The organism is Streptomyces sp. NBC_01341 (genome assembly GCF_035946055.1).
GTDB lineage: Bacteria > Actinomycetota > Actinomycetes > Streptomycetales > Streptomycetaceae > Streptomyces.
Genome location: NZ_CP108364.1, coordinates 2,485,521 through 2,497,036, shown reverse-complemented (window position 1 = coordinate 2,497,036; position 11,516 = coordinate 2,485,521). Strand labels below are relative to the sequence as shown.

Sequence of the window (11,516 nt, the reverse complement as noted above, 5' to 3'; positions counted from 1 at the left end):
CGAGTGCCAGGATTCTGCGTCCCACCGAGTCGCACGGCACAGTGCCGGTGTCACCACCGGGGCATGACATTTTCATGTGCGCCCACGTGACCACCTCACTGGGACTCCATCGCCGCAGGTGCCAGGCTCGCTCCAGACTCCGCAGCCCGTGCCGGCCCGCCGTCGGGCCGGCCGCACAGCGCACGAAAGGGAGGGCGCCATCATGGAGATCAAAGTCCTGGGACCGCTGACAGCCCGTGAGAACGGGGTGTCCGTCGTGCCCACCGCGGCCAAGCCCCGCCAGATCCTGTCCCTGCTCGCTCTGCAGTCCGACCGCGTCGTCACCGTCCCGACGCTGATGGAGGAGATCTGGGGCGAGGACATCCCGCGCAGCGCGGCCACCACCCTGCAGACCTACATCCTCCAGCTCCGCCGCAAGATCGCCGCCGCGCTCGACGGGGACCCGGCGCGCCAGGCCAAGGACGTCCTGGTCACCCAGCACGGCGGCTACCTGCTCCAGGTGCAGCCCGGCCAGGTCGACGCCCACGAGTTCAGCCAGCTCGCCGCCTCCGGCCGGGCCGCGCACGAGGCCGGCGACCACCACGCGGCCTCCGAGCTCCTCGGCCGCGCCCTGGCGATGTGGAAGGGCTCCGCACTCGTCGACGTACGCATCGGGACCGTGCTGGAGCTGGAGGTGCTGCGCATGGAGGAGGACCGGATGGCGGCCCTGGAACGCCGCATCGACGCCGACCTCATACTCGGCCGGCACACGGAGATCGTGCCCGAACTGCGGGTGCTGGTCGCCAGGCACCCCATGCACGAGAACTTCTGTGCCCAGCTGATGACCGCGCTCCACCGCTCGGGCGGCGCGTGGCGGGCGCTCGAGGCGTACCAGAGGCTGCGCGTGACCCTCGTCGACGAGCTCGGCCTGGAGCCCTCGGCCCGTCTGCAGCGCCTCCACCAGGCCGTTCTCTCCGCCGACCCGGCTCTCGACCTCCCGGTCCCGGCCTCCGGCTGAGCCCCGGGGACCGCGGGGCACCCCGCCCTCCCACAGGCTCTCCAGTACTTCTCCAGGCAGCGTTCCTACGTTCGGCCAATGACGATCCTCGACGACCTGACGGTCGCTCCGGCCGCCCCCGACCTGCGACGAGCCGCCGCCGAACTGCGCCGGCTGAAGGAGGAGGTGAGCCGCGGACCCGATCCGGCGGCCACCCGGCGCCAGCACGAGAAGAACAAGCTCACCGCCCACGAGCGGCTCGGACTCCTCTTCGACGAGGACACGTTCACCGAGATCGAGCCGCTGCGCAGACACCGGGCCTCCGGCTTCGGCCTGGAGGCGCGAAAACCGCACGGCGACGGTGTCGTGATCGGCTGGGGCCTCGTCCACGGCCGCACGGTCTTCGCCTACGCGCACGACTTCCGGGTCTTCGCGGGCGCGCTCGGGGAGGCGCACGCCGCGAAGGTGCACAAGGTCATGGACCTCGCCGAAGCCGCCGGCGCCCCGCTGGTCAGCCTCAACGACGGGGCGGGCGCGCGTATCCAGGAAGGCGTCACCGCACTCGCGGGCTACGGCGGCATCTTCCGCCGCAATGTGGCCGCCTCCGGTGTCATCCCTCAGATCAGCGTGATGCTCGGCCCGTGCGCGGGTGGCGCGGCCTATTCGCCGGCGCTCACCGACTACGTCTTCATGGTCCGCGAATCGGCCCAGATGTTCATCACCGGTCCCGACGTCGTGCAGGCGGTCACGGGTGAGCGGATCACCCACAACGGCCTGGGCGGCGCCGACGTGCACGCGAGCGTCTCCGGTGTCAGCCACTTCGCGTACGACGACGAGGAGACCTGCCTCGAGGACGTGCGCTACCTCATCGCGCTCCTGCCGTCCAACAACCGCGAGATGCCCCCGGCCGTTCCGTCGGACGACCCGGCCGACCGCCGGACTGACGCCCTCGCCGACCTGGTGCCGGCCGACCCCGGGCGCAGTTACGACGTCCGTGCGGTGATCCAGGAGATCGTCGACGACGGCGAGAGCTTCGAGGTCCACGAGGCGTGGGCCCCCAACATCGTGTGCGCGCTGGCCCGCCTCGACGGCCACCCGGTCGGCATCGTCGCCAACCAGCCCGCGGCCCTCGCCGGGGTCCTGGACATCCACGCCAGCGAGAAGGCCGCCCGCTTCGTCTCGACGTGCGACTCGTTCAACATCCCGCTGGTCACCCTCGTCGACGTGCCCGGCTTCCTGCCCGGAGTCGACCAGGAGCACAACGGCATCATCCGGCACGGGGCCAAGCTCCTGTACGCGTACTGCAACGCGACCGTCCCGCGGATCTCCCTCGTCCTGCGCAAGGCCTACGGCGGCGCGTACATCGTCATGGACTCCCGGTCCATCGGCGCCGACCTGGCCTTCGCCTGGCCCACCAACGAGATCGCCGTGATGGGCGCGGAGGGCGCCGCCAACGTCATCTTCCGCCGCGAGATCGCCGCCTCGGCCGATCCGGAGGCGGTGCGGGCACAGCGCATCGACGAGTACCGCACCGAGCTCATGCACCCGTACTACGCGGCCGAGCGCGGCCTCGTCGACGACGTCATCGACCCCGGTGACACCCGGCGGACCCTGATCCGTTCACTGGCCATGCTGCGGGCGAAGCACGCCGAGATCCCGTCCCGTAAGCACGGCAATATCCCCACGTAATGGTGCGATCCGGCAGGTCCACGAGCACGCGAGTCCCGGTCTAGGGCACGGACGTTCCATGGCTGCACCGGAAACGGCGGCCCGCTACGAGCCGGCTGCCGACCGGTTCGGCCGGCCGGGGGAGTTCACACCCCGAACCGACCCGGCCGCCGGTATCCCGACCCGGAACAGCGCGGACCGGCCGGGTGGCCGGCACGTCACCCGCTCACCCGTCACACGCTCAGCAGTCACATGGACGAAGGGATCGACAGTGACCCCCACAGTGCCAACCGGCAGGTGCGCAGAGCCGCATCCGGCCCCGTCGAAGGTCAGGTAGACCATGCGCAGAGTCGCCATCACCGGCCTGGGCGTCGTGGCCCCTGGTGGGGTCGGTGTCAAGGAGTACTGGGACCTGCTCACGGCGGGTCGCACCGCCACCCGCAGGATCAGCTTCTACGACCCCTCGCCGTTCCGTTCGCAGGTCGCCGCCGAGTGCGACTTCGACGCACTGGCCGCCGGCCTCTCCCACCAGGAGATCCGCCGCCTCGACCGGGCCTCGCAGTTCGCGGTGGTCTCCACCCGCGAGGCCCTCGCCGACAGCGGCCTCGACCTCTCCGCCGTCGACCCCGGCCGGGTCGGCACCGCGGTGGGCAGCGCGGTCGGCTGCACCACCAGCCTGGAGCGTGAGTACGCCGTCGTCAGCGACGGCGGCCGCAAGTGGAACGTGGACCACGAATACGCCGTACCCGAGCTGTACCGGCACTTCGTCCCCAGCTCCATCGCCGCCGAAGTCGGCCTGGCAGCAGGTGCGGAGGGCCCCGCCGCGGTCGTCTCCACCGGATGCACCTCAGGTCTCGACTCACTGGGCCACGCCGTCGAGCTCATCCGCGAGGGCACCACCGACATCATGATCGCCGGTGCCACCGAGGCCCCGATCTCGCCGATCACCTCGGCCTGCTTCGACGCCATCCACGCCACCACCCCGCGCAACGACACCCCGGAGAGTTCCTGCCGGCCCTTCGACCGGACCCGCAGCGGCCTGGTCCTCGGCGAGGGCGCGGCGATCCTGGTCCTGGAGGAGCTGGAGAGCGCCCGTCGCCGCGGCGCCCACATCTACGCCGAGATAGCCGGCTTCGCCTCCCGCTGCAACGCCTACCACATGACCGGTCTCAAGCCGGAGGGCCTGGAGATGGCCGAGGCCATCGACGTCGCCCTGGCGGAGGCCCGCCTCGCACCGGACACCGTCGACTACATCAACGCCCACGGCTCCGGCACGAAGATGAACGACCGCCACGAGACCGGCGCCTTCAAGCGCAGCCTCGGGGCGCACGCGTACCGCACCCCGATCAGCTCCATCAAGTCCATGATCGGTCACTCGCTGGGCGCCATCGGCTCCCTGGAGATCGCTGCCTGCGCCCTCGCGATGGAGCACAGCGTCCTGCCGCCCACCGCGAACCTCCACGAACCCGACCCCGAGCTCGACCTCGACTACATCCCGCTGACCGCCCGCGAGAAGAAGACCGACGTGGTCCTCAGCGTCGGCAGCGGCTTCGGCGGATTCCAGAGCGCCATGGTGCTGGCCCGCCCGGAGAGGAGCACCTCATGACCACCGCAGTGGTGACCGGCCTGGGCATCACCGCCCCGAACGGCCTGGGAACCGAGGACTACTGGAAGGCCACCCTGGCCGGCGAGTCCGGCCTCGGTCCCGTCACCCGCTTCGACGCCTCCCAGTACCCCTCCCGGATCGCGGGTGAGGTATCCGACTACGTCGCCGAGGACCACATCCCCAGCCGGCTCATGCCGCAGACCGACCACATGACGCGCCTGGCGCTGACCGCGGCGGACTGGGCACTGGCCGATGCGGGCATCGACACCGCCGACATGCCCGAGTACGGCATCGGCGTGGTCACGGCCGCGTCCGGCGGCGCCGTGGAGTTCGGCCAGCGTGAGCTGCAGAACCTGTGGAGCAAGGGCAAGGAGTACGTCAGCGCCTACCAGTCCTTCGCCTGGTTCTACGCCGTCAACACCGGCCAGATCTCCATCCGGCACAAGCTCCGCGGGCCCAGCGGCGTCCTCCTCACCGAACAGGCCGGCGGCATCGACTCCCTCGGCCACGCCCGCCGCCACATCCGCAAGGGCTTCCCGGCCGTCATCTCCGGCGGTGTCGACGCGGCCATCTGCCCCTGGGGCTGGGTCCCGCAGATCGCCTCCGGCCTCATGAGCACGGTCGGCGACCCGGCCCGCGCCTATCTGCCCTTCTCCGAGGACGCGGCCGGATACGTGCCCGGCGAGGGCGGCGCCATCCTCCTCGTCGAGGACGCCGAATCGGCCCGCGGCCGCGGCGCCGCCCAGGTCTACGGCGAGATCGCCGGATACGCCGCCACCCTCGACCCCGCACCCGGCAGCGGCCGGCCGCCCGGCCTGCGCCGCGCAGCCGAGAACGCCCTCGCAGACGCCGGGCTCTCCGCCGGCGACATCGACGTCGTCTTCGCGGACGCCTCCGGGGTACCCGACCTCGACCGGGCGGAGGCACAGGCCCTCACCGAGCTGTTCGGCGCCCACGGGGTCCCCGTCACGGCACCGAAGACGATGACGGGCCGGCTGCTCGCCGGGGGCGCCGCCCTCGACGTGGCCACCGCCCTGCTCTCCCTGCGCGACGGCGTCATCCCGCCCACGGCCAACGTCACCGCCGCCGCGCCCGCCCACACCGTGGACCTGGTCACCGAGGCACGCGAGGCGAACCTGCGCAACGCGCTCGTCCTCGCCCGGGGACACGGCGGCTTCAACGCGGCCCTCGTCGTACGCCGTGCGCACTGACTCCCCACGAGCCCCACAGCCCCCACGTACCACCAGTACGGCGACACCATCCATGCGCCCAACCGAGAGGACGGCACCGACCATGAGCACCACGACCGCCACAGTGACCCTGGCCGACCTGACCCGCATGCTGCGCGAGAGCGCCGGCGAGGAGGAGGGCATCGACCTCGACGGTGACGTCATCGACACGCCGTTCATGGAGCTGGGCTACGACTCCCTCGCCCTGCTCCAGGTCATCGGACAGATCCAGCGCGAGTACGGCATCGAGATCCCGGACGACGCCGTCGTCGACGCCGAGACCCCGGGTGCGCTCCTCGCGCTCATCAACTCCGGCCAGGCCACCGCGGCCTGAGCCGGACCACCGCGGCCGCTCCGCCTTCCGTCCCCCCGGGGCGGGGCGGCCGTCATCATCTTCCCGAGCCGTCCGGCCGGCCGGACGGGGCAACCGGCGTACGGCGTGACATCCCCGGGGCCCGCCCCGGACACCGCCCCGCCCGGACCGGGGCCCGCCCCGCGCGCGGCGGACACCGCATCGAACCACCGGGGGCCGCCGGACCGCTCCCGCCACGCACCGACCGGGCCTGAGCCGCGGCCCACAAGGAGGAACCATGTCGCTCACTTCGCAGAGTGCGGTGGTCCGCCGGCTGATCGTCAGCCCCGGCTCCGCGCCCCGGCAGCACGCCCGGGTCATCGCCTCGGCCGCCGGTGTGTCGGCGGTGCTGCGCGCCTTCGGACGCGCCCCGGAGGACCTCCCCGCCCGTACCGTCGTGCTCATCGGCGCCGCCGCGATCGACGCCGGCCTGCGCCCCGAGCACGAGGGCTTCACCGTCCGCACCGAACCCACCCCCGCCCGCGCGCTGCGCCGGGCCCACCGGGAGCTCCACGAGGGCACGGCCGACCTCGCCCTGGTCGCCGGCTTCGGTGAACCCGACCCCCAGACCATCACCGTCCACGCCGTCAGACGCGCCGCCGAAGCGGTCGCGGACGGCGACTCCGTCCTCGGGGTGCTCGACCTCACCGAGCCCCGCGAGGACACCGCCCCGCCGCTGCGCCCCCTGCACCGGACCCCGCGCGGCACCGACCCCGACCGCCACCGGCTGATCCTCTGGTCCGGGCGCGACACGGCGGACGAGAGCCGGGTCCGCGACGGACTCCTGCCGATGCTCGGCGGCGTGCACCGCGAGATCTACCCCGCCCTGCCCACCGCAGTACCCTGCGGGACCGCCCCGTGCGCGGTCCGCGGCGGGGTCGTGGCCGTCTCCGCGCTCGCCGCCCGCGCCGTGCACCAGGCGCGCACCGCGGACGGCTCACGGCCCCGGCCGATCGCCCTGCTCTTCCCCGGCCAGGGCTCCCAGCACGCCGGGATGGCGGCCGGCCTCTACGGCACCGAACCCGTCTTCACCGCCGCCGTCGACGCGGCCCTCTCGTACATGGGCGACGAGGGACCCCGCATCCGCGCCGACTGGCTCGACCCGGCGCGCGCCGCCATCGGCATCGACGACGTACGCCGCGCCCAGCCGCTCCTCTTCGCCGTCGACTACGCGCTCGGCAAGCTGGTGCTCAGCTGGGGCGTCCGGCCGACCGCCCTGCTCGGCCACAGCGCCGGCGAGCTCGTCGCCGCGACGTTCGCCGGGGTCGTCTCCCTGCGCGACGCGGTCGCGATGGTCATGGCCCGCGTCCGGGAGGCCGTGAAGATCCCGGCGGGCGGCATGCTCGCCGTCGCCGCCGCCGAGGAGACGGTGCTGCCGTACCTGACGGCCGACGTCGCGGTCGCTGCGGTCAACGCCAACCAGCAGGTGATGCTGGCGGGTTCGGAGGGGCCCCTCACGGAGGCCGCCGCGCGCCTCAAGGCGGACGGGCACACGGTGGTGACCGTCCCCGCCACCAGCCCCTTCCACTCCCCGGCGATGGCCCCCGCCTCCGACGCGGTCGAGGCGGACTACCGGGAGATCCCCTTCCGGGAGCCGCGGATGCCCCTCTACTCCGGCTACACCGGGGCCATGATGAGCCCGGAAGAGGCCCGAAGTCCGCGATTCTGGGCCCGCCAGATCACCGACACCGTCTACTTCCGCAACGCGCTCGACGAACTGCTGGCGGCCGACGACGTCCTGCTGATCGAGGTCGGACCCCGTCAGACGCTCACCGCCTTCGCCCGCAGGCACCGCTCCCTGCGCCTCGGCGCCGGCGCGGTGACGCCCCTCCTCCCGGCCCGCGCCGGGACCCCCGAGGCTGACCGCCAGTCCGTGCTCACGGCCGCGGCCCGCATCTGGACCGAGGGGCACGACCTGGACCTGAACGCCGTGTCCAGGCTGTGGACCTGGAGCGCACCGGAGCCGGCCGGGACGGCTCCCCGCGCGACCGCGGAGGCGCAGCTCGCATGAGGTACGTGACGAGAGCACTGCACGAGATCTACGCCTCGCTCACCGCGGCCGGCTGGATCTGGCTGGGGCTGCCACTGGGCGGGCCGTTCCTTCCCGTGGTCGCCCCGGCCCTGACGGGCCCGCCGGAAGGCCACCCGGAGCGGGTCCGCCCCGACCAGCCGCTGACACCCACGGAACGGGCCCTGCGGGAGCAGCTCCTGGCGCCGACGGGAGAGCGTGGCTGATCCGGCGGCGTCCCGAACACCGCGACGGACAGACAGGGTTGCGGCCGTCAGCGGGCGGCAGCCGTATCGTGGGCGCACGGTGGCATCCTCGCCGCCCCCGACGGAAAGGCCACCGTGCACACGCTCACCGAGGACCCGGCGGCTTCCGGCATGGTCCGTATCCCGGCCGGCACCGTCGGCCTCCGCGACGATCGCCGGGGCACCCGGTGGCAGACCGAACTGCCGGAGTTCCTGCTCGGCCGGTACCCCGTCACGGCCGAGGCCCACCGCGCCGTCACGGGGTCCGCGCCCGCCGCGGGCGGCGCCGAGCCGGTCACCGGCGTCAGCTGGTTCGACGCCGTGGAGGCCTGCAACGCGGCCTCGTCCCGCGCCGGTCTCGCCCCCGCCTATTCCCGCGACATGACGACCGGTGAAGTGACCTGGGACCGCGCCTCCGCCGGCTACCGCCTGCCGACCGAGGCGGAGTGGCAGTACGCGTGCAAGGCGGATACCACCGGTTACCGGTACGGCGAGACGGACGCCATCGCCTGGTACGACGCCAACTCCGATGGCCGGGTCCACGAGGTGGGCGCCAAGTCCCCCAACGGATGGGGCCTGCACGACATGCTGGGCAACGTCTGGGAGTGGTGCTGGGACCTGTACGACGAGGAGGTCTACGGCACGTACCGCATCTTCCGGGGCGGCGGCTGGGCCGAGTCCGAGCGGGGCTGCGGCGCGACGGTTCGCCGCCGGAGCCACCCCACGTTCGCGATCGACGATCTCGGCTACCGGCTGGCCCGCAGCGTCTTTTAATCGCATGCAAGATCGACTCCGTGTGCGATAGCTTCCTGGCATTCGAAGGGGGCGAAGTGACGAAGCTCAACCAGATCATCGCCGTGGAGAAGGGTGTCAAGAGCAAGTCGCTCCAGGACATCACCGCGGCCCACCACAAGGTCCAGAAGCCCGCGCTGCTGGCCGGTATCTCGCGCACCTACCAGCCGAAGGACGAGGAGGGCGAGCAGCTGCCGCCCGAGTCCTCCCGCGTGCAGGTGAAGGCCGAGGACGCGCTGCGTGAGATGTCCGTGTCGCTGACCAGGCTGTTCGACGTGACCGCCACCAAGGACTGGGCCAACTGCACGGCCCGTGCGGACGTGTCCGTCGACGGACGGGTGGTCGTCCCCGAAGTCCCGGTCAGCTACCTGCTCTTCCTGGAGAAGCAGCTCACCGACCTCCACACCTTCGTGAAGAAGCTCCCCGTCCTGGACGCCTCGGAGTCCTGGTCGCTCGACCCGTCGACCGACTGGTGGAAGACGGACCCGGTGCGCACGATCCGGACGAAGAAGGTCCCGCGCAACCACGTCAAGGCCGAGGCGACGGAGAAGCACCCGGCGCAGGTCGACGTGTACTACGAGGACGTTCCGATCGGGTACTGGACGACCGTGAAGTTCTCCGGAGCGCTGCCGGCGCGACGGGTGAACGAGCTGCTGGAGCGGGTCGAGAAGCTCCAGCAGGCGGTGAAGTTCGCCCGCGAGGAGGCCAACGGCGCCGAGGTCACCGACCAGCGGGTCGGCGACGCCGTGTTCGGTTACCTGTTCGGCTGACGCCGGCCGCCGGTAACATCCCCCATCGCCCCCGCGTACGACGCGGGGGTCGCGCAACCCGACGTGCGACGGAACCGAGTTCCGGCGTGCGGCAGGAGCGCAAGCTGAAACTGACGTTCAGCCTGAAGACGCGGTCACAGTGAAGGTTCGAGTCCTTCCCCCGGCACCACGCGCCGGGGTAGCCCAACACGGCAGAGGCATCCGTGATCACACTCAGACTCTCGCTCCAGATTCAGCATCGCCACCGACTGCCGGATCGACCGGTTGCGGACGAACACCGTTGGATGCTGGTTCGAATCCGGCCTGCGCCTCTTCCTGGCGCGGTAGTTCAAAGGCAGAACGCGACGGTATGACGACTGATCCGCACCCTTAAACGGCGCCGGCACGCGCAACGGGTGGCATCCTCAGGGGCCCGGGAGCTGGATACGACTCCCGGGCTCCGCCACGCTCGGACCAGGAGTATGTGTTCCATGTTCCTGCCGGCAACGGCGCGCACTCGACGCATTCTTCGCCAGACTGCCTCCGTCCCGGTCTACGGCAGGCGACCGCGCAGGTCGCGAAGCCGGTGAGTGTGGGCATTTGTGTAGACCGGTGGATCGGTGCGTATCGCGTAAACGGCTGAGCATCCGACCAGCGGCAACCTGTGGCCGTGCTCAGACAGTCAGACTGGTGAACCTCACGTGTTCACGCAGGGCTGCGGTCGCCCCGTCCATGTCTGCCATGCGCGCTGCGAGCGTCGCCTCGGCCAGATGCGGAGGAAGAGCCACGCAGAACTTCAGCCCGTTCAAGGCACGACGGTCCACTGACGGCAAGCGCAAGTGCTCTTCGGCGTCGGTCCTTGCCTGCTTCCACTCCTGCAGGGTGAGATCCTCGCGGAGCCGCACGTACATGTCCGTGGGTCGCTGCACTGGGTCGGCCACCGAAGCGAGTGTGGCTGCCAGCGTTGCATTGGCCTTGTAGCCGGCCCAGGTCCACCAGCGCACGTTCGTGTCGCGGCCGCCGCGAAGGAGCACGGTGCCGTCGGCGTCGACCAGTCCGCCTCCCTTCTCACGCAGCCGATCGAGCGCACCGCTGGCACGACGTGTAAGCACAACGCCAGGGGTCGATCCGAGCATGACCTCGCGTGCAGCCCGGGTCAGCGCATAGGAGGCCGTACGGGAAAGTCCCACGCCGCCCCAACGTGCCTTTCCACCACCGTCGACCGGCTCCACGAAGCAGCGGCGGCGCGACCAGTCGATGTAGGTCACCTGCCAACTGCGCCCGGCGAGCAGGAGGCGCCGCGGGCCCATGACCCGCTCGGTGAGCAAGGCGGGGTCAGTGGTTCCGATCTCTGTACGGCCGGCCAGGACGGTGAACTCCGGGGCGGCGGTGAAGACAGCAGTCAAGTCCATGAAGTGCCGGTATCCGAAACGCTGTTCCGCCTCAGGACCGATGAACATGAGACCGGCGTCGCGGTTAAGGAACCCGGCCCCCACGAGATGACGTACGAGGGGCTCGGAAGCCGGACCGAAGGGTCCCAATCCGCCCCACCAGTCCTGCCACAGTTGGTCCCCGACCCGGTGACATTCGCTCCAGAAGCAGGGAGCTGACCGCCGCCGCCCAAAGCCCGGGCGGGCGTGAACTGAGCCGCCAATCATTGGCGTCCACGACGGTCCGATGGCCCCCGCCTTCCGTGCGTGAGCGGTTCGGGCAGCTCGTCGGCAGGCTCCACAAGCGAGCTGGAGCCGCTCAAGCGGAGAACGCGATGCTCGACCGGTTGAGAGGTCACCTTCTGGGTGACTTCCTCGACGGCTCGCCTGGCACAGAAAGCGCCTAGCGGTCTCCCTAGGTCGCCTGGATGCTGGCTTTCGTACATGCACGATGCCCGGAA

The 11,516-nt window shown here is 71.4% G+C and carries 9 protein-coding genes and 1 pseudogene; 9 read left to right on the top strand and 1 reads right to left on the bottom strand.

Translation table 11 applies throughout. From position 1 onward, the window contains the following. Window positions 1-202: 202 nt before the first annotated feature. From OG206_RS10565 to OG206_RS10525, 9 genes are all read left to right on the top strand, one after another. Window positions 203-997 (top strand): AfsR/SARP family transcriptional regulator, encoded by a 795-nt coding sequence (locus OG206_RS10565; RefSeq protein WP_327114638.1) that lies wholly within the window; start codon window positions 203-205, stop codon window positions 995-997. Window positions 998-1,075: 78 nt separating this feature from the next. Continuing rightward, the gene (locus OG206_RS10560) at window positions 1,076-2,665 is read left to right on the top strand and encodes an acyl-CoA carboxylase subunit beta (RefSeq protein WP_327114636.1); all 1,590 of its coding nucleotides are present in this window, start codon (window positions 1,076-1,078) and stop codon (window positions 2,663-2,665) included. 319 nt (window positions 2,666-2,984) lie between these two features. After that, on the top strand, window positions 2,985-4,250 hold the full coding sequence (locus tag OG206_RS10555) for a beta-ketoacyl-[acyl-carrier-protein] synthase family protein (RefSeq protein WP_327114634.1): 1,266 nt from the start codon (window positions 2,985-2,987) through the stop codon (window positions 4,248-4,250). Then, window positions 4,247-5,461 carry a ketosynthase chain-length factor gene (locus OG206_RS10550; protein ID WP_327114632.1) on the top strand — a complete coding sequence of 405 codons (1,215 nt, stop codon included), beginning with the start codon at window positions 4,247-4,249 and terminating at the stop codon, window positions 5,459-5,461. Before OG206_RS10555 ends, OG206_RS10550 begins: the two co-directional genes overlap by 4 nt. Window positions 5,462-5,543: 82 nt before the next feature. After that, window positions 5,544-5,813 carry an acyl carrier protein gene (locus OG206_RS10545; RefSeq protein ID WP_327114630.1) on the top strand — a complete coding sequence of 90 codons (270 nt, stop codon included), beginning with the start codon at window positions 5,544-5,546 and terminating at the stop codon, window positions 5,811-5,813. Window positions 5,814-6,069: 256 nt separating this feature from the next. Next, window positions 6,070-7,842: an acyltransferase domain-containing protein gene (locus OG206_RS10540; RefSeq protein WP_327114628.1), complete on the top strand. Its 1,773-nt coding sequence runs from the start codon at window positions 6,070-6,072 to the stop codon at window positions 7,840-7,842. A gap of 5 nt (window positions 7,843-7,847) precedes the next feature. After that, the gene (locus OG206_RS10535; protein ID WP_327114626.1) at window positions 7,848-8,066 is read left to right on the top strand and encodes a DUF6059 family protein; all 219 of its coding nucleotides are present in this window, start codon (window positions 7,848-7,850) and stop codon (window positions 8,064-8,066) included. 150 nt (window positions 8,067-8,216) lie between these two features. Then, window positions 8,217-8,858, top strand: a complete 642-nt coding sequence (locus tag OG206_RS10530; RefSeq protein WP_327122230.1) for a formylglycine-generating enzyme family protein — start codon at window positions 8,217-8,219, stop codon at window positions 8,856-8,858. A 56-nt stretch (window positions 8,859-8,914) separates the two neighbouring features. Then, window positions 8,915-9,646 (top strand): DUF7873 family protein, encoded by a 732-nt coding sequence (locus OG206_RS10525; protein WP_327114625.1) that lies wholly within the window; start codon window positions 8,915-8,917, stop codon window positions 9,644-9,646. A gap of 653 nt (window positions 9,647-10,299) precedes the next feature. Here OG206_RS10525 and OG206_RS10520 read toward each other — a convergent pair. Further along, a pseudogene (locus tag OG206_RS10520) lies at window positions 10,300-11,205 on the bottom strand (DEAD/DEAH box helicase); the annotation flags it as partial. Between the last annotated feature and the right edge of the window lie 311 nt (window positions 11,206-11,516).